Genomic DNA, 26,218 nt, shown 5'->3' on the forward strand with positions numbered 1-26,218 from the left:
GAGTCGGTAGTGCTGCAGCCGAATTTGTGCAGTCAATACCCGCTACCTGTCGCCAGGTAACGCAGCTCGAACGTTCGTGCGTCGGCGATGCCTTGCAGTGCGCTGGACCAAAGCGCCGTGCGGGTCAGCTGCCAGGCATGCGGGTCGAGCCCCACGAAGACGGTGTGCAATCCCGACGCGCCGGCCATCAGCCCGGCAGCGTCTCGCTCCGTAGCTGCGAGCGCGACGAGGTCTGTGTTCGGCGGCAAGTCGATGAATTGCTGCGTGGCGAACGTCGGCGTCATTGCGCGCGCAGGGCCATGCTGGTGGGCGATTGGACTCCACGACCGCACCTTGGGCCGGCCGTACTTTGCCGCAACCGCACGGAACGAGTCAGACATGAGGAAAGCGGTCATCCCTGCAGGGTCGTTCCACAGATAAAACGGTGCATAGCGGTTGGGCGCGGCGCCCGAGCATGCCGCCACCAAAAAGGCTTTCAGGTGAAGGCCCGGCAGCCCGTCGAAGCGCGCACCGATCTCCGAGATGCGTTTGCGGACCGAGTCCAGATCGAAGTCGTCGGGAAAATCAAAACCGTATTGCATAGCCAGCATGGCGTTTCCTTGGGCGGTGAGAGAAGGATCTCAATCTAGGTCTGCCGGAACGTTTAAACAAACGATTTGTTTATCGTTAACAGTTTAGAATTTCTTACGCATGCTCTTGGATCTATCGCTTCTGCAAACGCTGGTGGCTGCTGTCGACCTCGGCGGCTTCGGCAAAGCCGCCGCTCAGCTTCATCGTTCTCCAGGTGCCATCAGCCTTCAGATCAAGGCATTGGAGGAACGAGTCGGAGCCGAGCTCTTCCGCAAGTCCGGGCGCCAGCAGGCCTTGACCGAGGCGGGCGAACTGCTTGTCGGGTTTGCCAGGCGGATGCTGCAGATCAATGGGGACGCATTGCTCGCCGTGCAAGGCGTGCATCTGGCGGGCGAAGTGAGATTCGGCATGCCGCAGGACTTTGCGGACAGTTGGCTGCCGCAGGCTCTCGCCCAGTTTGCAAGAGCGTATCCGGCTGTGCGCATTGCCGTGACTGTGGATCGCAGCCCGGTGTTGCTGTCCGCGCTGAAGTCGGACCATCTGGATCTGGTTCTCGCCTTCGGCGACGCGGACACGGCAACTTCAGAAATATTGACGAGCCTGCCCGTGCAGTGGATCGCGAGCCCGAATTTTTCGTTGGGTGCTGACGCGGCGGTTCCGCTTCTCGTGCTCGATCAGCCCTGCGGGTTTCGTCAGGCGGCGACCGATGCCCTCGACCGCGCAGGACGACCGTGGCGGATTGCGCTGACCAGTGCCAGCGTGTCCGGCATATGGGCCGCTGCGAAGGCCGGGCTGGGTGTCACCGCACGCACGACGGCGCACATCCCGCCAGAGCTTGCATCGGCAAGCGCGGCGTTGAGACTGCCCCGATTGCACAAAGTTCGGGTCTCGCTTCACCGAGACGGTGCGACGACCAACCCTGCGGCGGTGCAACTGTGGTCGGTCGTCAAGGAAGTGGTCAGCGGGCAATTGCCTCGAGTCTGAGGTTTGAAATGTGCACTGCTGTGGCTGACGATGCTTCATGCCGATTGTGCGCAAGCGAACAGAATGGACTCGCTTTTCAACCTGCCTTGAGGTTGAATGCGCGCATGGCATCCATCTACAAGCAAATCGATATCCAGGCTCCGGCCCAGCAAGTCTGGGAGGCGGTGCGCGATTGGGAGGTGGTGCACGAGCGGCTGGTGCCCGGTTTCGTCGTCGACGTCAAACTGGAACCGAAGGCGCGCATCGTCACTTTCGCCAACGGCGTGGTGGCGCGCGAAATCATCCTGGCGGTCGATGACGCGGCGCACCGGTTGGCGTACTCGGCCGTGGGCAGCCGCGCGGCACACCACAACGCTTCGGTTCAGGTGTTTCAGACCGGACCAGCCACCTGCCAGATCGTCTGGATCACCGACGTGTTGCCCGACACGCTCACCACTTCGCTCAACGCGATGGTCGAAGAGGCGTCCGCCATCATGAAGCGCACGCTGGAGCGCTCAACCACGCCGTAGTGCGAGTCAGCGGCCCGTTCAGCCTTCGACCAGCTCGAAGCTGCTCGGCGGCGAGGCGGCCAGCTCGGCCCAATCGAGTTCTTCTTCCAGCGTGTGGAACACGTCTTCTTCCATCTCGCCCGAGCGTCGCAAGTCTGCAAGCCTGGCGCGCTGTGCCGCGATGCTGCGGCGCGTCAGGTCGTCGATCTTGGCGGCTTCGCGCGGGTGCTTGCCGGCGTCGATGGCCTCGCGGTCGGCCTTCAGCGTTTCGCGCAGTGCCTCGGCCGCATCGCCGCGCTCGTTCTCGACGCTGGCCTTGCCCGCGTCGATCAGCGCGATGCGGCCGGCGATCAATTCATGGTCGAACGATTCGTCCCTTGCAAAGCGCAGCAGCCGGATCAGCGGTGCCAGCGTCAGGCCTTGCAGCACCAGCGTGCCGAGCACGACGGCCAGGGCGCTCAGGACGATCAGGTCGCGTTGCGGAAAGTGCTGCGGCAATGCCAGCGCAGTGGCCAGCGTGACCAGACCGCGCATGCCGCACCACGAGGTCAACATCCCTTGCGCCAGCGTCGGCACCTTGCGCGCGCCCTGCTTGATGGAGAAGAAGTGAAGCACGCGGTTGTAGAACATGACCCAGACGATGCGCACCACGACCACCACCAACAGCACCGCGCCCGCGAAAGCCATCGCCGGCCACAGCTCCTTTGCAGGCAACCGCTCGACAATGCCCCGGGCCTGCAGCCCGACCATCAGGAAGGCCAGCACGTTGAGTACGAACACGGTCGTGTCCCAGACCGAATACGAATGCACCCGGTCGCGCGGTGCGGTCTTCTCGGGCGCATAGCGCGCCACCGTCATCGCCAGCGCAACGACCGAAAGGACGGCCGACAGATGCAGCCGTTCAGCCAGCACCCAGGCGCCGAAGGTCGAGACGAATTCCGACAGCGTGCCGCCCAGCGAACCCGCCAGGGGTGCAGACACGGCCACCTGGATCTTGCCGATGATGAAGCCCAGCAATAGCCCGCCCGGCACGGCCAGCCACAGCGCCACCGGCGTGGTCGCAGCCGCGCCGGTGGCCGCGGGCGCACCGGCCGAACCGGCGGCCACCGATGCCACCGCCGCGCTGAAGATCAGCAGCGCGACCGCATCGTTGAGCAGACTCTCCCCCTTCAATACGCTGACTGTGGCGCGCGGCAACTGAAAGCGCGCGAGCACCGCGCTGGCCGCTGCGGCGTCGGGTGGCGCGACGATGGCGCCGAGTGCGATGGCCGCCGCCAGCGGCAGGCCGGCCACCGCGACACCGAGCCAGGCCACGGCCGCGGTCGTCAGCAGCACCAGCACCGCAGCCAACGAGATCAACGACAACCAGTAGCGCCGCAGATGCCGCGGCGGAAAGTCGAACGCCGCATCGAGCAGCGCCGGCGCGATGAACAACGCCAGCGCCAGCGAGGGATCGATGCCGATCTCCGGCGCCCAGGGCAGCGCTGCCACCACCACACCCGCCAGCGCCAGCATGGCCGGGTAGGGCACCGGCCAGCGGCGCGACACCTGGAGCAATACCAACGCGATGACCAGCAGCGTCAGCATGCTTTCGAACAAGACCATATCGAATGACCGGTTACCGGGATTGCGACAATCGCAACATGCCTTCCCGTTTTCTGAAAATGGCCCTGCTGCTGGGCCTGCTCTCCGCCATCGGTCCTTTCGCCATCGACATGTACCTTCCGGCCTTGCCGGCCATCGGGCAAAGCCTGGGGGCCGACATCGGTGCCGTGCAGATGAGCCTGACGGCGTTCTTCCTGTCTCTCGGTATCGGTCAGTTGTTGTATGGACCGGTGTCGGACATGGTCGGGCGCAAGCCTCCTCTTTATGCGGGTTTGGCGTTGTTCGCGCTTGCCAGTGTCGGCTGTGCACTGGCCACCGACATCCAGACCTTGATCGTGCTGCGCTTCATCCAGGGGCTGGGCGCGGCTGCCGGCATGGCGATTCCGCGCGCCATCGTGCGCGACCTGCACACCGGCACGGATGCGGCGCGGCTGATGTCGCTGCTGATACTCGTGTTCAGCGTGTCGCCCATCCTCGCGCCATTGGCGGGCAGCGGCGTCATCGCACTCAGCGGCTGGCGCGGTGTGTTCTGGGTCGTCATGGTGGCGTCGGTCGCGGGCATGGCGATGATGTTCATGCAGCTCGACGAAACGCGACCGCCATCGGAGCGCGTCGAGAGCAGTCTGGGCAGCGCGCTCGGTGCGTACTGGCTCCTGCTGCGCGACCGGCACTACCTCGGCCTGGTCTTCATCGGCGGCTTCGCGCTGGCCGGTTTCTTTGTCTACCTGGCCAACTCTTCGTTCGTGATGATCGACCACTACGGCCTGTCGCCGGCGGTCTACAGCGTGGCCTTCGGTGTCAACGCAGCGGCCTTCATCGCTGCCTCGCAATTCACCGGCGCGCTGGGTGAACGCTTCGGCCTGGTGCGGGTCGTGAAGTTCGGCGTGCTCGCCTGCGGCACCGTCATGCTGGCGCTGTTCGCCTATTTCGCCTCGGGCGGTGACCGGCTGGCGGTGCTCATCGTGCTGTACTTCATCGCCAGCGGCTTCATGGGGCTGGTGATACCGACCACCGGAGTGCTCGCGCTCGAAACGCATGGCGCCATCGCCGGCACGGCGTCGGCCTTGCTCGGTACGCTGCAGATGCTGACGGGCGCTTTCATGATGGCGGCGGTCGGGCTCTTTACCGATGGCCGACCGTTGCCGATGGTCGCGGGCATGGCCGCAGGGGCGTTCGTCGCTGCGGTGCTGACCTGGCTCACTCTGGGCGGCTGGCGCACGGCGCCGAAAATGGAGGAGGCCCTGTGAGCGCCGTGGCGTCCAACACGTCCGGCGCATTTAACGCCGCGCCCAAGCTCTGCGATGGCCTGGCCCAGCCGGCACGCAACCGCGCCATGATGGTGATCATCCTGGGCATCGCGGTGGCGGTGCTCGACGGCACCATCGTGAACCTGGCATTGCCCGGCATCGCGCGCGAACTCAACGCCAGTGCGTCGCACGCCATCTGGGTCGTCAACGCGTACCAGATCGCCATCCTGGTGTTGCTGCTGCCACTGGCCTCGCTGGGCGATCTGGTCGGCTATCGCCGCGTCTACCTCGTCGGCATGGCCTTCTTTACGCTGGCATCGCTCGGTGCCACGCTGTCGAACTCGCTCGGTACATTGATCGCGGCCCGCGCGCTGCAGGGCCTGGGCGCCGCCGGGATCATGAGCGTGAATGCGGCGCTGGTTCGGCTCATCTATCCGTCGACCAAGCTGGGGCGCGGCATGGCGATCAACTCGCTGGTCGTTGCCACGGCCTCGGTCGCGGGACCATCGGTCGCGGCGGCCATCTTGTCGGTGGCGTCATGGCCGTGGCTCTTCGCGCTCAACGTGCCGCTCGGCATCGCGGTGTTCTTTCTCGGCATGCAGTCGTTGCCCGCCAACCGCGTGGCGCCGGCCGCGGGCTCGCGCTTTTCGCTTGTCGACGTGGTCCTGAACATCGCGATGTTCTCGCTGATCTTCATCGGCGCCGACCGGCTCGGCGTGCGCGAAGGCGGGCAGGGCGCCGACCCGATGGCGTGGGTCCTGCTCGCGGCAGGCATCGTCGTGGGTGTGTTCTACCTGCTGCGGCAGCGCACGTTGGCGGTGCCGCTGTTCCCGGTCGACCTGATGCGCATTCCGGTGTTCGCACTGTCGATGTGCTCTTCCGTCGGCGCCTTCAGCGCGCAGATGCTGTCGTACATCGCGCTGCCCTTCATGCTGCTCGAGACGCTGCACCGTTCGCACATCGAGGCCGGGTTGCTCATCACCGCCTGGCCGCTCGCCATCGTGGTGGCTGCGCCCGTCGCGGGGCGGCTGATCGGCCGCGTCCCGGACGGTCTGCTCGGCGGCATCGGCATGGCATTGATGGCGCTGGGCCTGGCGCTGCTGGCCGCGTTGCCGGCCGATCCTTCCAACCTGAACATCGTGTGGCGCATGGCGCTGTGCGGTGCCGGCTTCGGGCTGTTCCAGTCGCCGAACAACCACACCATCGTGACCTCGCCCCCGCCGCAACGAAGTGGTGCCGCGAGCGGCATGCTGGGTACCGCGCGCCTGACCGGGCAAACGCTCGGCGCGGTCATGCTGGCCGCCATCTTCAGTGCGTGGGGTCCGCACGAAGGGCGTGGCCAGGTCATCGCCCTGGCGGTAGCAGCCGCATGCGCCGCGCTGGCCGGCGTGTTCAGCGTGCTGCGCACTCGCGGCAAGTAGAGTCTGGGCCGATGACGCAGATCGGCAAGTCCGATACGACGCCATGCCCGCCGGCCTCCCGGCCCTGGGTGCTGGCGGCCGCCATCGTCGGTTCCAGCATGGCCTTCATCGACGGCACGGTCGTCAACGTGGCCTTGCCTGCCATCCAGCGTGACCTGCATGCGACGGCTTTTCAGGCGCAGTGGGTCGTCGAGTCGTATGCCCTGCTGCTGGCGGCGCTGCTGCTGGTGGGCGGGGCGTTGGGCGACCACTTCGGGCGGCGGCGCATCTTCGCGATCGGTGTCGGCCTGTTCGCATTGGCGTCGGCAGCCTGCGCCGCCGCTGGCGACGTGCATCAGCTCATCGCGGCGCGCGCAGTGCAGGGCGTCGGCGGTGCCTTGCTGGTGCCCGGCAGCCTGGCCCTCATCAGCGCGTCGTTCCCGGAAAAAGAACGCGGACGCGCCATCGGCACCTGGTCGGGTTTCAGCGGCATCACTGCGGCCATCGGTCCGGTGCTTGGCGGCTTTCTGGTCGATCGCTTGTCGTGGACCTGGGCTTTTCTGATCAACGTGCCGATGGCCGTGGTCGTGCTCTTGCTCGTATGGCGCCACGTGCCCGAAAGCCGCAACCCGAAGGCCGGCGCGCTCGACGGTTGGGGCGCCTTGCTGGCCACCGTGGCGCTGGGTGGCATCGTCTACGCCTTCATCGAGGCACCGACGCAGCACTGGACCTCGCGCGCCGTGCTGACGGCGCTGGTGCTCGGCGTGGCCGGGACCGTTGCCTTCGTCGTGGTCGAAAGCCGGCTGCGGTCGCCGATGTTGCCGCTCGGTCTTTTCAAGGTCGCGAACTTCGGTGGCGCGAACCTGCTGACGCTGCTGCTCTATGCGGCGCTCGGCGGCGGCCTGTACTTCTTTCCGCTCAACATGATCCAGGCGCAGGGCTACTCCGCCACCGTCGCGGGTGCTGCGCTGCTGCCGTTCATCCTCATCATGTTCGCGCTGTCGCGCTGGGCCGGGAAGCTGGTCGATCGCTTCGGGCCGCGCTTGCCGCTGGTCATCGGCCCGACCATCGCGGCCGCAGGCTTCGCGCTGTTCGCGGTGCCGGGCGTCGGGGCCAGTTACTGGACCGGATTCTTCCCGGCCGTCGTGGTGTTGGGCCTGGGCATGACCATCACCGTGGCACCGCTCACCACCACCGTGATGAACGCGGTCGGGCCGGATCTCGCAGGCGTGGCGTCGGGCGTCAACAACGCGGTGTCGCGTGCCGCATCGGTGCTGGCAATCGCGGTGTTCGGCGTGGTCATGGCGTGGGTGTTCGATGCCGCGCTGATGGAGCGACTGCATGCGGTCGGCGCTTCGCCTGCGGTCACGGAATTTTTGCAAGGGGAACGCGACAAACTCGCAGGCGCCTTGTTGCCGGCCGGGCTCGATGCGGCGACCACAGCGGTGCTCAAGCATGCGGTGGCCGCAGCCTTTGTCAGCGGCTTTCGCTGGGTCATGCTGCTGTGCGCCGGGCTGGCGTTGTTGAGCGCGGCGAGCGCGTGGTGGATGATCAGTGGCAAGGCGGCGCCGGTCGAAGCCGCCGCTCTCGATCGAAAGGTTCTCGATGTCTGATTTACCCGAGCCGTTGGCGGTGATAGCTGCCCGTGTCGGCGCCGTTCTGCGTGCGCGCGGAGAAACCGTTGCGGTCACGGAATCATCGGCTGGCGGACTCGTCTCCGCAGCGCTGCTTGCGATCCCCGGCGCGTCGGCCTATTTCCTCGGTGGCGCGGTCGTCTACTCGCGCCGTGCCGGCAAGGGTTTGCTTGGTCTGACCACCGACGACATGGCCGGTCTTCGGGGAGAAACCGAGCCCTATGCGCAGCTCGTTGCCGGCAAGGCACGCGACATCCATCGCGCGACCTGGGGCATCAGCGAGAGCGGTGCCGCGGGGCCGGTCGGCAGTCCGTACGGCGACCCGGCAGGCCGCGTCTGTCTGGCAGTAGTTGGCGATTCTGTGGCGTTGGAAACCGTGATGACCGGCGAGACCGACCGCGCGATGAACATGGACTTGTTCGCGCGCCATCTGCTCGCGTTGTTCGAGCGAACATTGAACGCATCCACAACCTGAGCGGACAAAACGATGTGGCTGCACAACGTCGCTGCCACGACGCAACGCGCGAGCGGGGCCGCTACTTTCCCATCGGCGCGAAGCGCTGCCGCATGAAGTTGCGCACATGCGGCGTGAAATCCATAAATCCCTTCACTGCATGGAACTCCGGCGTGTCGTAGACCCAGTCGCCGGCCACTTCATAGATGGCCGCGTACTTGGGGCCGCCTTCGAGCGACACGAAGCGCCGTGCCGACAACCAGCCAGGGCAGGCCAGCAGCGCGGGCACGTGCACTTCTTCGTACCAGCGGTTGAAAGCGTCCTCATGCGCGGGATCGACATCGACGCGGACCATGTGAAGTTGAGGCGCCGCAACCGCAGTCGAGATGCCCGTCATGCCGCCACCTTCGGCTTCACCCGCGGGAACTTAAGCGTGGCCTCGGCCTTCAGCACTTCCTTGTCGGCTTCGTTCACCGCGCTGGCCTGCCAGGTCACGGTGCGCGTACCGGCGTTCATCTGTGCGATCCAGACCTTGAACTCGATGGTGTCGCCGTAGAACACCGGCCCGGTGAACCAGAAGCGGTCTTCGATCGACACGCCCAGCGTGCCCGCGAGTTCGGCGGTCAGCACGCTGGTGCAGATGCCGGCAACCATGATGCCGGGCGCAAGCCGCTTGCCGAAGCGCGTGGTCTGGGCATAGCTGTCGTCGACGTGCACCGGGCCGAAGTCCCCGGTGGCCGCGATGTAGAGCGCGCCGTCGGCTTCGGTGATGGTCTTGCGCACCGACACGCAGTCGCCGACATGCAGGCTGTCGAAGGGTTTGAGTTCGTACATGGCGCTGATTCGTTTTTTCAGCCGCGCGCTTGCACGGGCACAAGCCTGGCCGTGCCTTGTGCCATCACCTCACCGGTAGACTTGGTGCACCGCACGCTGCAAGACACGGCGTCGTCCGCAACGTCGAGCACCTCGATGCGCGACTCGACCGTCTCGCCCACCAGCACCGGCATCGCGAAGTCGATCTGCAAGCCGCCGAGCCGCCATGCGACGCCGGCGACGCGATTCAGCGCCGTGGTCGCCAGCGCGATCGCGCTCAGCTCGAAGGCCAGCATGTTGTCGAAGCCGGCCGCCTCGGCTGCGCGCTTGTCGACGTAGAGCGGCGCCATGTTGCCGCTGATGCCGGTGAACATCGCCTGCTCGGCGACGGTGAGGGTCTTGCGAAACGACATGGCGTCGCCGACCTTGAGCGCGGGCCGCCCGTTCAAAGCACGAGCCCGTTCTTGATGACGGCCTTGGCGATCAGCATGCGGTGGATCTCCGACGTGCCGTCGTACAGGCGAGTCACGCGGCTGTCGCGGTAGATGCGCTCCAGCGGCAAGTCCTTGCAGAAGCCCATGCCGCCGAAGACCTGGATGCCGCGGTCGGCCACGCGGCCGATCATCTCGGAGGCATAGAGCTTGACCATCGACACCTTGTCGCGCGGCTCGCGGCCCTGGTCGAGTTCCCATGCCGTGTTGAGCACCATCATCCGCGTCGCGAAGATCTCGGTGGCCGAGTCCGCGATCATCTGCTGCACCATCTGGAAATCGCCGATGGGTTGGCCGAATTGCTTACGTTCGGCCGCATAAGTGCGCATCATCTCCAGCACGCGCGACGCCATGCCAACGGCACGCGCGCCGATGTGCGCGAGCCGGATGCCGGCCACGCTGTTCATGATCAGCTTGAAGCCGCCGCCGACTTCGCCCAGCACCGCATCAACCGGAATGCGGCATTCGTCGAAGGAGAGTTCGGCATGGCCGTAGCCGCGGTGGCCCATCATCGGCTGCACGCGGTTCACGCTGAAGCCGGGAGTTCCCTTGTCGACCAGGAACAGCGTGATGCCGCCACGGGCCCGCTTCTCCTTGTCGGTGAGCGCCATCACGATCACGTAGTCGGCGATATCACCGTCGCTGATGAAGTGCTTGCCGCCGTTGAGCACCCAGTGGTCGCCATCGAGTCGCGCGGTGGTCGATATCGATGCGGCGTCGGAGCCGGCGCCCGGCTCGGTGATGGCCATCGCGCAGATCTTGTCGCCCTTCACCGTAGGCAACAGGTACTTCTCGCGCTGTGCGGCATTGCAGGGCAGCAGCATCGGATAGACCTGGCCGAACACGCGGCGGATGAGTGCATCGGAGGTCTTGCCGAACTCTTCTTCGACCAGGCACATGGTCACGTTGTCGAGCCCGCCGCCGCCGCAGTCTTCCGGCATGTTCATCGCGAACAGGCCCAGCTCCTGCGCTTTGCCGCGCACGCGCTGCAAGGCTTCGAGCGGCACGTGGCCGAGCGCTTCGGTTTCGTTTTCGAGCGGCTGCACTTCCTGGGTGACGAAGCGGCGCACGGTGTCGACGAGCAGTTGCATGTCGGGCGGGGTGGAGAAGTCGAACATGGGATGGATGTGATCAGTTGGAGGAGGGCGCCGGCGGTTCGCCGACCGCTCGCGAAGCAATCAGCGCATCGATCTCGTCGGCGCCATAGCCGATCTCGCTAAGCACCTCGCGCGTCTGCATGCCGAGCCGTTGCGGCGCCCATCGCACGGGAGGCGCCGCGCCGTCGTAACGCAACGGGTGGTTGAGCATCGTGATCGGCGCGCCCTCGACGCTCTCGGCATCGATGAACACGCCCAAGTGCGCGAGCTGCGCATCGTCGCGGAGCTCGTCGTAATCTTTCACCGGCATGTGCCAGATGCCGCGCGCGGCCAGCAACGGCAGCCATTCCGCGGTGGTGCGCGCGGGCATGCGCTGCGCGACGATGCGCGTGATCTCGGTGCTCTTCGAAAAGCTGTCGGCGGTGTCGAAACCGGCGAGTTCGGGCAGGTCGAGTGCCACTGCCAGATCGGCCGGCGCCGCCATCGAGATCGCCATGTGACCGTCGGCTGTCGCGTGGATGCCCGACGGCCCCGATCCGCACCAGCTCGCAAGCCCGTGCGGGCCGCGCGAGGTCGCCGAGCGCGCGCCGTTCATCCACGCCGTCATCGACTCGGCCTGCAGGTCGATGGCCGATTGCAACAGGCTGCCTTCGACCAGGCGACCTTGCCCGGTGCGCTCGCGCGACAGCAGTGCGGCGAGGATGCCCATCGCCAGCAACGACGCGGCGTGCTGGTCGACGATGACAGGGCCGGCCGGCGTCGGCGGCCCGTCGGCGCGTCCGGTGCGTGCGGCGAATCCGGAGCGCGCTTGCAGCAACAGGTCTTGCCCCGGCAAGTCGCGGTCAGGCCCGCTGGCGCCGTAGCCGCTGACCGATGCGTAGACGATGCGCAGGTTGAAGGCCTTGACCTGTTCGTAGCCCAGGCCCAGGCGTGCCATCGCACCGGGCCGGAAGTTCTCCATCACCACGTCGGCGTTTTCCACCAGCTTGCGCGCGACCGCCTTGCCAGCCTCCGACTTCATGTCGAGCGCCAGGCTGCGCTTGTTGCGACCGGTCGTCAGCAGGTTCACGCTCTGGCCCGCAACGAAGTGGTTGGCGACCGCCCAGTTGCGGTGAAAGGCGCCATCGAGCGGCTCCACCGCGATAACGTCCGCGCCCATGTCGGCCAGCAGCTGAGCCGCCATCGGGCCGGCGTGGAAGTGGTTGAAGCTGATGACCTTGAAGCCGGAGAGCATGGGGGTTCCTGAAGAGCGGGGCTGCTTTTCAGAATAGTCGCGGCGCGGCGCGGGAAGGCCGTGGCGGCCTATTCAAATTCCGCGCGGGACTATCAGTGGACTGGATAGCTGTCGCGCGGCGTCACTGTGTCGCGTCCGCCGGTCGGTTGATTCAGCTAGAAACGGTCCTTCAGTGCCGCGGGCCGAACGACCATTTAAGACTGATTGCCGACGTCCAGTTCCGCGCATCGAATGGCCGCTTGGGCACCTGAAGCGGACCTGCGCAACGACCGCGGAGGTCACCTGAAGTTGTCCGGGGCACAGCCCTCACCCCGCCCCACGACATGCAATCTATGTTGTGGAGCGAGCGTCAGGCTAGTGGCCCAAAGCAGAAGTTCGCTTAGGCCGGATTCTGCCCGATGCTCAGACCTCTTGGAGCTGCTCGGCCAGCAGAACAAAGGTGCTGCTTCCGGCGGTGGACTCGACTCCCCAAGGCCTCGTCGTCGACACACGGACCAACGCCCGGCCTGCTGCGTCCACACACTCCAACTCGACCTCGCAAGCCAGAACGCCCGGCCGGGGGAGCCCAACGACGATGACCGGTGTGGCACTCACGACGGCGTCCTTTTCAACGAACCGATGGGCATGGCCTTGCGCGTCGACCAGGAGGCATTCCACCAGGCGTGGATACGCGCTGTCGTCAACGAGGCGCGTGATTTCGACGGTGATGGCTTTCAACGGGCACCTTTTCTGTGGCTCTGGCGAACGTCTGCAGTTGGCCGAAAGTTGGCATACCGCACATAGGCTGAACTACCTCTGCCAACGTTTATATACAGCGTGCGTAAGCAGAGCAACAGCTAGCCCGCACACAAGAAACCACTGCGCAAATAAGCGTTCCGCATCGAGCAGTAGAAACAACATTCCCGGAAGCACACCCAAAGCCGTGGCGGCACTCCAAGTCGCCCATCCGCATTGGTGAAGAGCGGAGTAAAGAGGTGCCCCCAGTAGGAAAGCAGGGCCGCAGCCTATAACAAAAGCATAAGTGAACGTCAGTGCAGCAGCATTCGGCGTCGACAAAACCGGAGCGTCTGCCACGTAGTTCTGTGTCCCAACAAATGCTGCAGCCGCAAGCGACACGACGAGCAAGGCGACGAGCGCGGCCATCTCCGTTCTTTTGAGAATATTGAAAAAGTTCAAGGCGAAGAACACGTAGTTAGATAGTGGTTGTTGAAAGTCCGGTTGTGGCCGATAGTAGCCCGCCGCTGGCACGGCACGACCGACAGCAACCGCTGCATAGCGGTCATCGAAATTACCCGCGCAACTCGTCGGTTCGGACTAGCACCAGACGATCGCAGACCGCAGGAAAGACCTGGTCACCCCGCCCGTTCAATAGCGCGCGTCATGGTTGTGGCCCTGGCCCCGCAAAGACGGCCGGCAGTAGTCGCGCAAGCTGTCTTTCCAGCCGACGTGCCCAACTTCATGATCTGCTCACATCCGCGATAGCGTCAGCCCACTGCAGCCTATTCGACGCACTTATAGTCCCGCCCCCAAAACGCATTGATCCGCTCTGCGCCGCGCGGCTAAGGTGGCCGCAGTCTTCTACCGCGTGCCGCCATGTCCTCCGAACCCTTCGACCACTTCCGCGGCATCCACGCCGCCACCGTGTGCCCGCTGCTCCCCGATGGCAGCATCGACGAAGACACTCTGGCCGCACACCTGTCCTCGGTGTCACGCGCCGACGGCATCACCGGCCTCCTGATCAACGGCCACGCCGGCGAGAACTTCATGTTCGGCCGCGAAGACAAGCGCCGCGTGGTCGAGATTGCCCGCCAAGCGTGTCCGGCACACACGCTGCTGGTGTGCGGCATCAACGCCGAAGACAGCCTCGAAGCGCAGCGCCATGTCGACGACGCGGCGCAGGCCGGTGCCGACGCGGTGCTGGTGTTCCCGCCGTTCTCCTGGGCGCTTTCGCAGGATGCGGACTTGGCCGTGCGGCACCACCGCATCGCCACCGCCAACAGCCGCCTGCCGCTCTTTCTCTACCAGGCCGGCGTGCGCGCCGGCACGCTCGGCTACACGGCCGACGTGCTGGAGCGGCTGGTGCAGTTGCCCAACGTCATCGGCATCAAGGAGGGCAGCTGGGAGAGCGCCGCTTACGAGGCGAACCGGCGGATGGTGCAACGCGTCGCGCCGAACGTGATGGTGATGGCGTCGGGCGACGAGCACTTGCTGACCTGCTTCGCGATCGGCACCGAAGGCAGCCTGGTGAGCCTGGCCTGCATCACGCCGGAGTTGGTCGTCGGCCTGTACCGCGCGATGGAGGCGGGCGACCTCGCTGCGGCGCGCGCTTTCAACGACCGCATCTATCAATTGGCGAAAGCCATCTACGGCACCGCACCGGGCGGCCATGCCAACGCGCGTCTCAAGGCCTGCCTGAAGCTCCTCGGCCGCATCCCGAGCGATGCGATGCGGCCGCCGATGGGCCCGCTGCCAGCCGATGAAATCGCCATGTTGGCGCAGGCGTTGCGAGCCGCCGGACTCTGAAATTCGCGAAGACTCCCACACAAGAAGCCCATGACCAAAACCCTGATCCGCAACGGCCGCATCGTCACTGCGGTCGACGACTACCGCGCCGACTTGCTGCTCGAAGACGGCCAGATCGCCGCCATCGGCAAGCACCTCGACGTCGGGCCTGACACGCAGGTGATCGACGCCGCCGGTCTGCGGGTGCTGCCCGGCGGCGTCGATGTCCACACGCATCTCGACAACACCTTCGGCGACTCGACCACCTGCGACGACTACGAGTCGGGCACGCGCGCGGAGGCCTCGCGCGGCGAACTCATCGTCGACGGCGAGCAGTGGCTCGGTCGACCCGGACGCGGCCAGTTCCAGGTGCGCGGTGAAGTAGGAGGCTACTGAGATGGCACCGATCGTTCCCAAGGTCTCTCAGATGATCCGACCCAACTTGGCGCGCCGTCGTTTGGAGGCCGGCGAGACCGTTCTCGGCATGGGTGTGCAGCAGTTCACCGGCGCTGCGGTGGCCGGCCTCGCATTGCGCTGCGGCTTTGACTTTCTGTTCATCGACATAGAGCATTCGCCGGTCGATGCCGCCGCTGCGGCCAATATTTCTGCGGCTGCTTTACCGCTCGGCATCGCGCCGCTGGTGCGTGTGCCGGGCAAGAACTCGCCAGACATCTCGAGGCTGCTCGATGGTGGCGCGCAAGGCATCATCATTCCGCACGTCGACGATGCCGACGAGGCCGCCGCGGCGGTGCGCGCCTGCAAATACCCGCCTTACGGCATGCGGTCGTTCTTCGGCCTGCAGCCGCACTTCGACTACAAGCGCCATCCGGCACCAGACGCTATGGCGGCTGCCAACGCCGAGTTGCTGTGCATCGTGATGCTCGAATCGCCACGCGCTATCGCGAATGCCGACAGCATCGCCGCGGTGCCGGGTGTCGACGTGCTGCTCATCGGCAGCAACGACCTCTCGCTGGAGTTGGGCATCCCGGGGCAGCTCCAAGATCCGGCCATCGAGGCCGCTTTCGCAACGGTCATCGCTGCTTGCAAGGCACATGGCAAGCACGCAGGCCTGGCCGGCATCGTCGACCCGGCGCTGCTGCGCCGTCACATCGAGGCCGGCATGCGCTTCGTGCTGACCAGCAACGACATCGACTTGCTGCTGGCCGCTGGCGAAGCACGCGTGGCCTCGCTGCGATCCTGACGCCGCCGATTACACCGGGCCGGTGCCACGGATTGCAATGACTTTCTCCGGCAGCTTGGTCATGCCGTACTGGTCGAGCACGCGGTCGTAGGTGCCGTCCTTGATCATGTCGTTGAAGGCCTTGACGACGGCATCGGCCACCACCTTCGAGCGAAAGCTCATCATGGTCGGCGAGGCACCCTGGGCCGGCAACAACATCGTGACCTGACCGGCTTTCACGAAAGCACCCCCCGCGTAGTTGGGGAACGCGGCGACGTCGAACTGGCCGGCACGCAAGCCGGCCATGACTTCGCTGGCGGTCGGGAAAGACAGGATCTTGAGCGACTTGCGGCCCTTGGCGACGTTGTCTTTCTCGCGCTCCTTCAGCCAGCGCTCCTGGTACGAATCGGCCTCTACGCCGATGCTGAGATCGGTGAGCGCTTCCGACGACGCAATGGTTCGCTTGCTGCCCGGCAGCGCGACGATGTCGATCGCGGCCATCGCGTACGGAATGGTCCACATCACCTTGGAGCGTTCTTCGGTGAAGAACATGCCGGTGTTGATCCCGTCGAAACGGGCGGACTTCAGCGCACCGATCATGGCCGGGAAATCCATCCGGACGGTCTCGGCCTTGAGGCACAGACGCTTGCCGAGTTCGGCGGCGAGGTCGATGTTCATGCCCTTCAATTCGCCTGATGCATCGACGAACTGCAGTGGCGGCAGTGTGGGGTTGGTCGACAGCATGATCTTGCCCTCGGAGACCAGCTCGGTCTTCGGGATGGTGGGGGTGCAGGTCTGTGCGGAAACGACCATGCCGGAGAGCGGACCGGCGAGCACGGCGATGGCAATGACGCTGCGCAGAAGGGCGAATTTCATGATGATTCCTGGATTGACGAAGAGACCTGCGCAACGAGCGTCGCGGCTGGAAAATAAAAAGAATAGCGAGTGCGAAGGAGTGCGTTCAATTCAGTTGAAGGGGCGGACTATAGGCCGCCGATATACGTCGTGATGGTGCGTACGGCGCACCGAAATCGACCGCTATCATGGTGCGACCCAATGCTCTGTCGGGTCTGAATCCATCGCCATGTCCGACCCTCAATTTCGTTCGCTCATCAACCTTCGTCAGCTAGAAGTGCTCCGCGCGGTCATGCGCTACCGGACCACCATCGGCGCCGCTGAAGAGCTCGGCATGTCGCAGCCGGCGGTGAGCAACGCCATCAAGCTGACAGAGAGCAAGCTCGGCATCGCGCTGTTCGACCGGGTGAGCAATCGGCTGGTGCCGACGGCAGATGCGCAACTGCTCATGGCCGACGCTGAGCCGCTGTTCCTCGTGCACGAAGCCGTGCAGCGCAAGGCCTGGGATTTGCGCACCGGGCGCGCCGGCGTGTTGCGCATCCACACAACGTCGGAGCTTTCGCAGTACCTCATTCCGCCGGTGCTGGCGCTCTTCATGGCCGACCATCCGGACGTGCAGGTGACGATCGAAGCCATGCGGATGGAGCCGTTGCTCGAAGGTGTCGAAAGCGGCAGCGCCGACCTCGGCATCGCGATGAAGCCTCCGGTGCGCCCGAGCCTGACGCGCGAAGTGCTCGTCGAGGCCGAGATGATGTGCATCTCGCCGAAGGGCGACGTGCTGGCGGGGTTGCCCGTGCTGACGCCCTTCGATCTGCGGGGGCGCCGCGTTGTCGGGCCGCCGCCGGTAAGCCCCCTGGGCGCCATGATCGCGCAGGCTTTCGAGCGTTCGTCCCATCACTATCACCCAGACATCGAGGCGCGCTTCGCCAACATCGTGAGCCCTCTGGTCGCCAGGGGATTGGGCATCGGCTTCGTCGATGAAATGACGGCGCATCAATCGACGGAACCGGCCTTCGACGTGCATCGCTTCAGGCCGCGCATCGCGATTCCGGTGTGCGGGCTGTTCGTGCGCGACAAACCCCGCGCAAGGTTGGCGCAGGCGTTCATCACGCATGCGTTGCAGTACATGCAGAGCCGCATCGCGCGCAGCGACGACAAAGAGGACACGGCTTAACTTTCGAGTCGGCGCGTCAGCGCCTCGAGCGTGGTGTGCACTTCGTAGACGTTCTGGAATGGATCATGCTTCGGCAACACCATTGCCCCGCAAAGGAATCCATTGAGCGCCACTGCCTCCGATCAAACCGTCCACCCCGTCACGTTGTCGGCCCGCTATCAAACCGATGGCTTCCAGTTCCCCATCCGTGCGCTGAGCCCGGAGAAAGCGGCCGACTACCGCCGCAAACTGGAGGCCTCGCAAGCCTCGCTCGGCGGCAAGTTTCAAGGCCTGTACACGCAGAAGCCTCACCTGCTTTTCACCTGGCTGGCAGACCTCGTGCGCGAGCCCGCGGTGCTCGACCTGGCGCAGCAAGTGGTGGGGCCGGACATCCTGCTCTGGTCGACGGAGTTCTTCATCAAGGGGGCGGGTGACGAGCGCTTTGTGCCCTGGCATGTCGACGACACCTACTGGCACATCGAGCCGCAGATCCAGGTCACGGTATGGATCGCGCTGTCTGACGTCAATGCCGACAACGGGCCGCTGCGCTACATCCCCGGCAGCCACGTTGCGCCCCGCCTCGAAATAGTTACGCAGGCCAGCGAGAAGAACATGCTGATCAGCGGCCAGGTTGCCAAAGGCGTGGACGAATCGCGTGCGGTCGATGTGCTGCTGCGCGCCGGTGAGGTGTCGGTGCATGACAGCCGCACGCTGCATGCATCGGGCATGAACAAAGGGTGGGACAGCCGCATCGGCGTGGCGGCGCGCTACCTCGCGACATCGGTGCGCAGCCTGACCGAGCGGGAGTCGGCTTCACTGGTGCGTGGTGTCGATATCCACAACTATTTCGATCACGAGCCGGCGCCTGCGAGCGACCTCGATGACGCCGCGCGCGCCGCTCATGCCAAGGCGGCCGACATGCGCTTGCGCAACATGTACGGCGCCCGCCACCGGGATCAGCCGGCGCTGAAGACGATCGGCGCCAAGACCGATTGATCGACTAAGTCGAACGCCGGCGCTGCTGGCCACTCTTGGCCGGCAGCTGCAGCCCGCAGCTCCGGCGTCAGGCCGCGACCGGCGCGCGCATCGCGGGCATCCTCTTTTCGTCGGCTGCATAGCCCTTGCCATAGTGCCGTTCGAGGCGGCCCTGCACGATGTCCCACAGCGAAGTCAGGACGAGGTAGAAGGTGGCGGCGACGCAGTACAGCTCGAGCACTTCGAACTTGGCCTGCATCACCACCTGGGCGCGGCGCATCAGCTCTTCCATCGAGATGACGGACGCCAGCGACGTGGCCTTCAGCAACCCGTTGAACGAGTTGCCGAGCGGCGGAATGATGATCCGGATCACTTGCGGCAGCGTAACGAGCCTGAGCGTTGCAAAGCGCGACAGACTGAGCGCTTTGGCGGCTTCGATCTGGCCCTTGGCGACGGCCGAAAAACCGGCCCGTATCGTCTCCGACAGGTAGGCCGCCTCGTTCAGGCTGAGCGCCAGTACGGCCGAGGTGAGCACGTCGAATCGAATGCCCAGCTGTGGCAGGCCGGTGTAGATGATGACGATCTGCACAAGCAGCGGCGTGCCGCGAAAGATCCACACATAGAGCCGCGCCGGCACCGAGAAAAGCCGGTCGCTCGACATGCGGCCGAGCGCCAGCGGCAAAGCCAGCGCCAGGCCGAGGATGATCGTGGCAACCGTCAGCCCGATCGTGATCCCGACACCCCCCAGCAAGTAGGGGTTGATCAGGTAAGACAGATAAGCATCGAAATTGAACACGGTCGGCCCTTGGCGGAATCAGCGAGACGGATTACTTGGGGGCAGGGCCTGGGCCGCGGATGTCGAAGCTCGGGTCTTTGAGGCGCGTCATTTTGAACTTGTCGAACAGTTTGTCGTACGTGCCTTCCGTCTTAATCTGCTTGAGTGCATCCGACACGGCGAGCGCGGTGGTCTTGTCGCGGAAGTCCAGCGTGATGTCGGTGCCGTAGATGCCGCTGACCCAGACTTTGGCGATGCCGCGTTCGACATACGAGAGCGCGGTGTCGTCGGAGTTGATGGCGGCTTCGAGCTGGCCGGCGCGCAAGGCGGCGGTGGTTTCCGAAGCGGTCTGGAAGGTGCGGAAGTCAATCGTCTTCAGGCCCTTTTCGACCATCAGTGCGTTGAACTCGCGCGACTTGCGTTCCTGGTAGGTGCCGGTTTCGATGCCCACCACATGACCCGACAGGTCTTCGAACTTGGTGATCTTGAACGTGCTGCTTGGCGTGGTGAAGATGCTCATGGCTTGCTGGCCATAAGGGATCATGAACATCAGCTTGGAGCGTTCTTCGGTCCAGAACATCCCCGTGTTGATGGCGTCGAACCGGCCGGCTTGCAGCGCGGGCACCATCGGCGGCATGTCCATGCGGACGAACACGGCCTCCAAGCACAGCTTCTGCGCGACGGCACGGCCGAGCTCGACGTTGAGGCCTTGCAGTTCGCCCTTGTCATCGACGAACTGTTGCGGCGGCAGGGTCGGGTTGATCGACATCTGCAGCTTGCCGGGCGCGACCAGATGGTCGGCCGAAACCTTGGGCGCGCAGCTTTGCGCCATGGCTTGCCCGCACAGCGTGGCACCGATGAAAAGGCTGCAGATCAATTTGGAGAGTTGCATGAGAGTCTTTCGTGAACGCCGGGATGGGTTGAATTAACGGGAAGGGAAGGGAGACTGACGGCAAACGACTCAGGGCGCGGTGTCGGCGGGCCGACACAAAACCAGCGCCGTATGCACTGCCTCGATCACGCTGTCGCCGCATTGATTGATCAACTGCAGCGCCTCTGTGACCACGCCGCGGCCACCGCGTGCGGACATTCTTTTTTCGGTGAAGCGGAACACCACGTGAACCTCGTCGCCTGCAACAACGGGTTGCAAGAAGCGCACCCGATCCCAGCCCAGCGAGGCGATGGAGCTGTTCTCGTAGATCTTCATTTCGGTCTTGAGGCCTTCCATGAGCGCCACGCCGAAAAGGCCATGCGCGATCACGCCGGGAAAGCCGCGCGAGCGCGCGTAGGCGGCATCGGTGTGCAGCGGATGGTGGTCGCGCGTAAGGCCGCAAAAGCTGCCGATGTCTTCGGCATTCACCACGTGGCTGGCGCTGCGCATCTCGGCGCCGATGACGACGTCCTCGAAGTAGACGTCGGGGTAGGTGGTCGCTGAGGTCGTGCTCGTCATGACGATTCTTGCCCGGCAATGTGGCGCGGCGCCTGTGCGATGAAGCTCTCGCGAATCCCCATCGGTCCGGGCCGGAAAATGCGCTCGTCCATGGTCTTGATCGATTCGCTGATACGCACCGCAAAGCCAATCTGGTCGAGCACGTCTTCCTGCAGCCGCACGCCCGGAGCGATCTCGGTCAGCACGAGGCCAGTCGGCTCCATTTCGAACACGGCGCGGTCGGTGATGAAGGTCACGTGCTGTCCGCGCTCGCGAGCCAGGCGACCCGAGAAGCTGATCTGGTCGACCTCTGGGACGAACTTTTTGAATTTGCCGTCGCGGCGGATGGAGAGCGCGTTGTCGACCACGCCGATATCGAAGTCGCCACCGGTCAGCGAGCCGTTGAACACCAGCCGCTTCGTGTTCTGCGTGATGTTGATGAAGCCGCCGGCGCCGTCATAGCGCTTGCCGAAGCGGGTGACGTTGACGTTGCCGTGCCTGTCGACCTGTGCAAACGACAGGAAGGCGCAACTCAGGCCGCCGCCGTCGTAGAAGTCGAACTGATACGACTGGTCGAGGATGACCCGCGGGTTGACCGAAGTGCCGAACTCGCGTGCATGGCCCGGCACGCCACCGACCGCACCCGACTCGACGGTGAGCGTGATCATCTCGTCGATGCCTTCCTCGGCCGCGACATTGGGGATCATGGCCGAAAGGCCGACGCCGAGGTTCACCACGTCGCGCGGGCGCAGCTCGAAGGCCGCTCTGCGCGCCACCACGCGGCGCGCGTCCAGCGGGTCGGGCGCGATGCTCGAACTTGGAACGATGGTCTCGCCGCAGCGCGCCGGATCGAAGTGGGTCGCGTAGGTTTGCATCTGATCGGGCTGCACCACGAAGTGGTCGATCAGGAAGCCGGGGATCTTCACCATGTGCGGATGCAGCGTGCCGCGCTTGACGACACGCTTGACCTGGCAGATCACGGTGCCGCCGGCGTTGTGCACGGCCTGCGCCATCGACAGGTCTTCTCGCGCAGTGGCTTCATGTTCCATGCTGACGTAGCCGTCTTCATCCGCCGAGGTGCCGCGGATCAGCGCCACTGAAGGCACGCCGGGCGCGCGATAGAACAGATAGTCCTTGCCGTCGATGGCGACCAGTTCGACCAGCTTTTCAGTCGTGCGCGCGTTCATGCGGCCGCCTTCCTGCCGCGGGTCCATGTACGTTTCCAGACCCACGTGCGTCAGCACGCCGGGCTGGCGGCCGGCCATCGCGCGGCACAGGTGCGTCATCACGCCCTGCGGAAAGTTGTAGGCCTCCAGTTCCTGGTCGAGCACCAGCTTCATGAAGGGCAACTGCATGCCGAAGTTACCGCCGATCACGCGCTTGACGAGGCCCTTGTGCGCGAAACGGCACATGCCTTTTTCTGTCAGCGCACCGACGCCGGTGATGTGGAAGAGAGTGATGCCGTGCGGCCCGTCGCCGGACAGGAAGCGGCGTTCGATGGCTTCGAACACGGCCTCGGGTACGCCCGAACCGCCGTTGCCGCCGGCCAGCACCATGTCGCCGTCTTTCAACAGCGCAGCGGCTTCGTCGGGGGTGATGCAATGGATCATGGTCGCGGCCCCTTCAGGCCAGTTCTTTCTCGACCTGCTTGGCGATGATCAGGCGCTGGATCTGGTTGGTGCCTTCGTAGATCTGGGCGAGGCGCACGTCACGGAAGATTCGCTCGATCCGATACTCGCGCGAGTAGCCGTTGCCGCCATGCACCTGCAGCGCGTTCGATACATGCTTCATCGCCATGTCGGTGGTGAAGAGCTTGGCGTGCGCCGCTTCCTTGGCGTAGGGCAGGCCGGCGTCGAACACGCGCGACGCGTAGTGGATGAGCAGGCGCGCCGCGGCGATGTCGGTCGACATGTCGGCCACCATGAACTGAATGGCCTGGAAGTTCATGATCGGCTCGCCGAACTGCTTGCGCGTGGTGGCGTAGGCCACCGCGTCTTCCATCGCGGCCTGCGCCATGCCCAGCGCCATCGACGACATCAGGAGGCGACTGAAGTTGAAGTTGCCCATGGCCGTCTTGAAGGCCTGGTTCTCGGCGCCGATGAGCGCGGTCTTGGGCACATGCACGTCCTGCAGCACGATCTGGCAATCCTCCAGGCCGTGCATGCCCAGCAGTTCCTCGTTCTTGCCGCGGCTCACGCCCGGTGACGACGCATCGACCAGAAAGCAGCTGATCGAACGGTGGCCGGCTTCCTTGCCGGTGCGCGCGAAGACCATGATGCGGTCGGCCACGCCACCGAGGGTGACCCAGGCCTTGGTGCCGTTGAGAACATAGCCGTCGTCGGTCACCCGGGCGGTGGTTTGGATGCTCGCGGCATCGGAGCCGAAGTCGGGTTCGGTCATGGCGGTGGCGAACACGATCGATCCATCGAGGATGCCGGGGATCAGCGCCTTCTGGCTCTCGTTGCCGTGATGGTGAAGAAACAGCGCTGCTTCCACGGGGATGGCGAAAGCATTGCCGATGGCGGCCGAGCAGCGCGCGATTTCCTCCATCACGAGGCAAAGGCTGACCGTGTCCAGGCCCGAGCCGCCCGACGATTCCGGCAGGCTGATGCCAAACAGGCCCAGGCCAGCCATGCCGCGATAGAGCGTGCGGTCGAAGGTGTCTTCGCGGTCGATCGCGGCGGCGCGCGGCAGAACCGCGGCCTCGGCGAAACGGCGTGCGGTATCGCGCACCGACATCTGGTCTTCGTTATAAAAATGATTCATGGCGCAGCAGAGGTTTTGGCGCTTTCGGAAACCTCGTCGCTCGCTAGGTGGCCTTCGTGCGCCACCTCGTCGCGCTCGCGGTCCATGAAATAGATGGCGACGTTGTGGGCCGCCGTGTCGAAGCACGCGGCGATGGCCGGCGTCATGGATTCGGCAACGGCGCGGCGCTGGTCAGCGCTGCGGCGATACGCATGCACCTTCACGAAGACGCGGCTGTCGCTCGCGGGCAGGCCGAACTGGCCGGCGTGCGCGTAGTCGCCGTGGGCGATCGGTACGAAATAGATCGTCACCGTCGAGGGCGCGACATCGAAACCACGGACGATGCCCTCGGTGACGGCCTCGACCACTTTGCGCTTTCCGGTGTCGGCGGCGCGTGGCGCCAGAACTTCTACATAGGGCATGGGTTGCTTTGGGGATGTTTCAGGTCGTGCTCGAGGTGTTGGGCAGTGCGCTGCACGAAGCGCGTTCGACGAGCCGCGAGCCGATGCGGTATTCGCGGCCACTGTTGGCCACGCCGCCGAGGCGGGACATAAGACGGTCGACCGCGAGGTTCGCCATGTCGGCGGCACCGCTGTCGACAACGCTGATGGCGGGGCGATGCCACTGAAACCAGGGCGAGTCTTCGTAGAACAGCAAAGACAGGTCCAGTGAGATGGCGAGGCCGCGCTCCGAGATCACGCGCAGCACGCCGACTGACGACTCGTGGTTCGCCACGAACAGGGCCGTTGGCGGCGCTGGAAGCGACAGCATCGCGTTGGCGCCCGCCACGCCGGTCTCGGGGACGTAGCGACCGCGGTGGATGAGGGTCGGATCGATGGGCAGGCCCGCTTCCTGCATGGCCCGGGTATAGCCCGCGAGCCGTTCCTTGCCCGAAGTCGTATCACCAGGCCCCACGATCAAACCGATGCGCCGATGTCCCAGACCCAGCAGGTGTTGTGTGCCGGCGTACGCGCCATCCATGTCGGCGGCCAGGATGGATTCGAGCGACGCACCGGCCACACGCCGCACGGCGCAGATGACCGGAATGTCGGCGTGTTCCATGGCCAGCAGGGCCGCGCCATTGGCGCCGGTCGGCACGGCAATGACGCCGTCGACGTTGTGGTCCACGAGGGTCTTGAAGATCTCGCGTTCCTGCTCGGCATCGTCGTTGCTGATGCTCAGGATGACCTGGTATCCGAGAGTCTGCATGCGGGACTGCACGACCGAGGCCAGCACGCGAAAGGATGCGTTTTCAAGGTTGTGGACTGTCAGCCCGATGAGGCGCGACTTGCGCGTCCGGAGCGCGCGGGCTGCCGTATTGGTGCGATAGCCGAGCGCTGCGGCGACGGCGACCACGTGCCGTTGCGTCGCCTGGTTGGTCAGGTTCGAGCCGGCGAGGGCGCGCGACGCAGTAGCGATGGAAACGTCTGCGGCACGCGCCACATCGCGCAGGGTGACGCTCATGGCTGAAACAAATAAACAGCTAAAAATGAAAACGATTGCATTCTCTTACTGTAAGTCTTGCACAGCGTACAAGTCAAATTTGACCCTAGCTATTCCCCTTGAGGTTAGGCGAGTTATTGCAATCGATTCCAGTCATGTTGCATACTTCCGGCACCTTACCTACAGGGTTTCATAGGGCTTCATGACATTCCCGGTTTCCGGCGTGGGCGGCATCTGGCCCGCCACGCTTACCCCCTTTGCGCCCGGCGGCGCCATCGACGACGTCGCGCTTGCGGCCCATGTGCATGAAGTGGCGTCCACCGCCGGCGTGCGCGCCGTGGTGGTCAATGGCCACGCTGGCGAAACTTCGTCGCTCAACCGGCTGGAGCGCGCGCATGTGGTGGACGTGGCCGTGCGGGCCGCCGGCCGGATACCTGTGGTCGCGGGCGTCGTGGCGGAAGACACGCGTGATGCCTGCGCGCTGGCGGTCGACGCGGCGGAGGCGGGCGCCTCGGCACTGCTGCTCTTTCCACCGATGCTGTTTGGAGGCGGTTCGGCCCTGCGTCCCGAGATGGCGCTGCGCTTCGTCAAGGACGTAGCCGGGGCCACGCGATTGCCTATCGTGCTGTTTCAGTTGTCGCGTTCTTCGGGCATCGCTTTTTCCACCGGCCTGCTGGTGCGTTTGTGCAGCGAAGTGCCCGATATCGTCGCCATCAAGGACGGTACCGACGTGCCTGAACTGTATGAAGACAACCTGCGCGCCATCCGCCGCCTCGACCGTCCGGTCACGATGCTGACGACCAACAACAGCTGGCTTTTCGCCTCGCTCACCTATGGTGCCGACGGCATCCTGTCGGGCATCGGCAGCGTTGCCGCGCCGTTGCTGGTCGAACTGCACGAGGCCGTCGCGGCCGGCCGGCTCGACGCCGCCCGAGCCGTGAACGATCGGCTGGTGCCGCTGTGCCGCGCCTTCTATCGCGCACCGTACCTCGACAGCCACAACCGCATGAAGACCGCGCTGCACATGCTCGGGCGCCTGCCGCATCCCGATCCGCGCCTGCCACTGCTGCCGCTCGCCGACGATGACAAGACTCGCATCCGCGCCGCGCTGGTCGCGTCCGGACTGCTCGACAACAAATGTTGA

The 26,218-nt window shown here is 65.0% G+C and carries 29 protein-coding genes; 12 read left to right on the top strand and 17 right to left on the bottom strand.

The window, feature by feature from the left end; translation table 11 throughout:
• Positions 1-32: 32 nt before the first annotated feature.
• On the bottom strand, positions 33-590 hold the full coding sequence (locus RCH10_RS14340; protein WP_409052885.1) for a DUF4865 family protein: 558 nt from the start codon (positions 588-590) through the stop codon (positions 33-35).
• A 100-nt stretch (positions 591-690) separates the two neighbouring features.
• Between RCH10_RS14340 and RCH10_RS14345 the strand changes: the two genes are divergently transcribed.
• Both RCH10_RS14345 and RCH10_RS14350 read left to right on the top strand, forming a co-directional pair.
• Positions 691-1,554: a LysR substrate-binding domain-containing protein gene (locus RCH10_RS14345; RefSeq protein ID WP_409052886.1), complete on the top strand. Its 864-nt coding sequence runs from the start codon at positions 691-693 to the stop codon at positions 1,552-1,554.
• Positions 1,555-1,658: 104 nt separating this feature from the next.
• Positions 1,659-2,063 carry an SRPBCC family protein gene (locus RCH10_RS14350; RefSeq protein WP_409052887.1) on the top strand — a complete coding sequence of 135 codons (405 nt, stop codon included), beginning with the start codon at positions 1,659-1,661 and terminating at the stop codon, positions 2,061-2,063.
• Positions 2,064-2,081: 18 nt separating this feature from the next.
• On the opposite strand, the gene RCH10_RS14355 is transcribed toward RCH10_RS14350, so the two are convergent.
• Complete coding sequence (locus RCH10_RS14355; protein ID WP_409052888.1) at positions 2,082-3,647, bottom strand: cation:proton antiporter; 1,566 nt, start codon at positions 3,645-3,647, stop codon at positions 2,082-2,084.
• 59 nt (positions 3,648-3,706) lie between these two features.
• On the opposite strand from RCH10_RS14355, the gene RCH10_RS14360 reads away from it, so the two are divergent.
• The 4 genes from RCH10_RS14360 (at position 3,707) to RCH10_RS14375 (ending at position 8,403) form a co-directional block, all read left to right on the top strand.
• A complete protein-coding gene (locus tag RCH10_RS14360) occupies positions 3,707-4,894 on the top strand; it encodes a multidrug effflux MFS transporter (RefSeq protein ID WP_409053068.1) in 1,188 nt (395 codons plus the stop codon).
• A gap of 86 nt (positions 4,895-4,980) precedes the next feature.
• Complete coding sequence (locus RCH10_RS14365; protein WP_409053069.1) at positions 4,981-6,315, top strand: MFS transporter; 1,335 nt, start codon at positions 4,981-4,983, stop codon at positions 6,313-6,315.
• Between the two features lie 11 nt (positions 6,316-6,326).
• Complete coding sequence (locus RCH10_RS14370) at positions 6,327-7,907, top strand: DHA2 family efflux MFS transporter permease subunit (protein WP_409052889.1); 1,581 nt, start codon at positions 6,327-6,329, stop codon at positions 7,905-7,907.
• Positions 7,900-8,403 (top strand): CinA family protein, encoded by a 504-nt coding sequence (locus tag RCH10_RS14375; protein ID WP_409052890.1) that lies wholly within the window; start codon positions 7,900-7,902, stop codon positions 8,401-8,403. Before RCH10_RS14370 ends, RCH10_RS14375 begins: the two co-directional genes overlap by 8 nt.
• 61 nt (positions 8,404-8,464) lie before the next feature.
• Here RCH10_RS14375 and RCH10_RS14380 read toward each other — a convergent pair whose 3' ends face one another.
• The 7 genes from RCH10_RS14380 to RCH10_RS14410 form a co-directional block, all read right to left on the bottom strand.
• A complete protein-coding gene (locus RCH10_RS14380; protein ID WP_409052891.1) occupies positions 8,465-8,779 on the bottom strand; it encodes a hypothetical protein in 315 nt (104 codons plus the stop codon).
• The gene (locus RCH10_RS14385) at positions 8,776-9,216 is read right to left on the bottom strand and encodes a MaoC/PaaZ C-terminal domain-containing protein (protein WP_323500765.1); all 441 of its coding nucleotides are present in this window, start codon (positions 9,214-9,216) and stop codon (positions 8,776-8,778) included. Before RCH10_RS14385 ends, RCH10_RS14380 begins: the two co-directional genes overlap by 4 nt.
• 17 nt (positions 9,217-9,233) lie before the next feature.
• Complete coding sequence (locus tag RCH10_RS14390) at positions 9,234-9,644, bottom strand: MaoC family dehydratase (protein ID WP_409052892.1); 411 nt, start codon at positions 9,642-9,644, stop codon at positions 9,234-9,236.
• Positions 9,641-10,804: an acyl-CoA dehydrogenase family protein gene (locus tag RCH10_RS14395; RefSeq protein ID WP_409052893.1), complete on the bottom strand. Its 1,164-nt coding sequence runs from the start codon at positions 10,802-10,804 to the stop codon at positions 9,641-9,643. The genes RCH10_RS14390 and RCH10_RS14395 overlap by 4 nt, the downstream gene beginning before the upstream one ends.
• A 13-nt stretch (positions 10,805-10,817) precedes the next feature.
• A complete protein-coding gene (locus tag RCH10_RS14400; protein ID WP_409052894.1) occupies positions 10,818-12,017 on the bottom strand; it encodes a CaiB/BaiF CoA transferase family protein in 1,200 nt (399 codons plus the stop codon).
• A 402-nt stretch (positions 12,018-12,419) separates the two neighbouring features.
• On the bottom strand, positions 12,420-12,734 hold the full coding sequence (locus RCH10_RS14405) for a hypothetical protein (RefSeq protein ID WP_409052895.1): 315 nt from the start codon (positions 12,732-12,734) through the stop codon (positions 12,420-12,422).
• A 72-nt stretch (positions 12,735-12,806) separates the two neighbouring features.
• Positions 12,807-13,205, bottom strand: a complete 399-nt coding sequence (locus tag RCH10_RS14410) for a hypothetical protein (protein WP_409052896.1) — start codon at positions 13,203-13,205, stop codon at positions 12,807-12,809.
• Positions 13,206-13,610: 405 nt separating this feature from the next.
• Here RCH10_RS14410 and RCH10_RS14415 point away from each other — a divergent pair, with 405 nt between their 5' ends.
• From RCH10_RS14415 to RCH10_RS14425, 3 genes are read left to right on the top strand one after another with little or no spacing between them, the layout of a single operon-like run.
• Positions 13,611-14,540 (top strand): dihydrodipicolinate synthase family protein, encoded by a 930-nt coding sequence (locus tag RCH10_RS14415; protein WP_409052897.1) that lies wholly within the window; start codon positions 13,611-13,613, stop codon positions 14,538-14,540.
• A 30-nt stretch (positions 14,541-14,570) separates the two neighbouring features.
• On the top strand, positions 14,571-14,915 hold the full coding sequence (locus tag RCH10_RS14420) for an amidohydrolase family protein (protein WP_409052898.1): 345 nt from the start codon (positions 14,571-14,573) through the stop codon (positions 14,913-14,915).
• A 1-nt stretch (position 14,916) separates the two neighbouring features.
• Positions 14,917-15,720: an HpcH/HpaI aldolase family protein gene (locus tag RCH10_RS14425; RefSeq protein ID WP_409052899.1), complete on the top strand. Its 804-nt coding sequence runs from the start codon at positions 14,917-14,919 to the stop codon at positions 15,718-15,720.
• Between the two features lie 9 nt (positions 15,721-15,729).
• On the opposite strand, the gene RCH10_RS14430 is transcribed toward RCH10_RS14425, so the two are convergent.
• Complete coding sequence (locus RCH10_RS14430) at positions 15,730-16,575, bottom strand: transporter substrate-binding domain-containing protein (RefSeq protein ID WP_409052900.1); 846 nt, start codon at positions 16,573-16,575, stop codon at positions 15,730-15,732.
• A 208-nt stretch (positions 16,576-16,783) separates the two neighbouring features.
• Between RCH10_RS14430 and RCH10_RS14435 the strand changes: the two genes are divergently transcribed.
• Positions 16,784-17,728 (top strand): LysR substrate-binding domain-containing protein, encoded by a 945-nt coding sequence (locus RCH10_RS14435; RefSeq protein ID WP_409052901.1) that lies wholly within the window; start codon positions 16,784-16,786, stop codon positions 17,726-17,728.
• Between the two features lie 102 nt (positions 17,729-17,830).
• Positions 17,831-18,703: a phytanoyl-CoA dioxygenase family protein gene (locus RCH10_RS14440; protein ID WP_409052902.1), complete on the top strand. Its 873-nt coding sequence runs from the start codon at positions 17,831-17,833 to the stop codon at positions 18,701-18,703.
• Between the two features lie 67 nt (positions 18,704-18,770).
• Here RCH10_RS14440 and RCH10_RS14445 read toward each other — a convergent pair whose 3' ends face one another.
• From RCH10_RS14445 to RCH10_RS14475, 7 genes are all read right to left on the bottom strand, one after another.
• The gene (locus RCH10_RS14445) at positions 18,771-19,478 is read right to left on the bottom strand and encodes an amino acid ABC transporter permease (RefSeq protein WP_409052903.1); all 708 of its coding nucleotides are present in this window, start codon (positions 19,476-19,478) and stop codon (positions 18,771-18,773) included.
• 31 nt (positions 19,479-19,509) lie between these two features.
• Entirely contained in the window at positions 19,510-20,349 is an 840-nt protein-coding gene (locus RCH10_RS14450; protein WP_409052904.1) for an ABC transporter substrate-binding protein, read from the bottom strand.
• A 69-nt stretch (positions 20,350-20,418) separates the two neighbouring features.
• A complete protein-coding gene (locus tag RCH10_RS14455; protein ID WP_409052905.1) occupies positions 20,419-20,907 on the bottom strand; it encodes a MaoC family dehydratase in 489 nt (162 codons plus the stop codon).
• Positions 20,904-22,496 (bottom strand): acyl CoA:acetate/3-ketoacid CoA transferase, encoded by a 1,593-nt coding sequence (locus RCH10_RS14460; protein ID WP_409052906.1) that lies wholly within the window; start codon positions 22,494-22,496, stop codon positions 20,904-20,906. Before RCH10_RS14460 ends, RCH10_RS14455 begins: the two co-directional genes overlap by 4 nt.
• A gap of 13 nt (positions 22,497-22,509) precedes the next feature.
• Positions 22,510-23,652 (bottom strand): acyl-CoA dehydrogenase family protein, encoded by a 1,143-nt coding sequence (locus RCH10_RS14465; protein WP_409052907.1) that lies wholly within the window; start codon positions 23,650-23,652, stop codon positions 22,510-22,512.
• Positions 23,649-24,053, bottom strand: a complete 405-nt coding sequence (locus RCH10_RS14470) for a hypothetical protein (RefSeq protein ID WP_323500750.1) — start codon at positions 24,051-24,053, stop codon at positions 23,649-23,651. Before RCH10_RS14470 ends, RCH10_RS14465 begins: the two co-directional genes overlap by 4 nt.
• Positions 24,054-24,072: 19 nt before the next feature.
• The gene (locus RCH10_RS14475) at positions 24,073-25,095 is read right to left on the bottom strand and encodes a LacI family DNA-binding transcriptional regulator (RefSeq protein ID WP_187051884.1); all 1,023 of its coding nucleotides are present in this window, start codon (positions 25,093-25,095) and stop codon (positions 24,073-24,075) included.
• Between the two features lie 181 nt (positions 25,096-25,276).
• On the opposite strand from RCH10_RS14475, the gene RCH10_RS14480 reads away from it, so the two are divergent.
• Complete coding sequence (locus RCH10_RS14480; protein ID WP_409052908.1) at positions 25,277-26,218, top strand: dihydrodipicolinate synthase family protein; 942 nt, start codon at positions 25,277-25,279, stop codon at positions 26,216-26,218.

The sequence above is a fragment of the Variovorax sp. GrIS 2.14 genome (assembly GCF_046115955.1).
In the GTDB taxonomy this organism is placed as follows: domain Bacteria; phylum Pseudomonadota; class Gammaproteobacteria; order Burkholderiales; family Burkholderiaceae_C; genus Variovorax.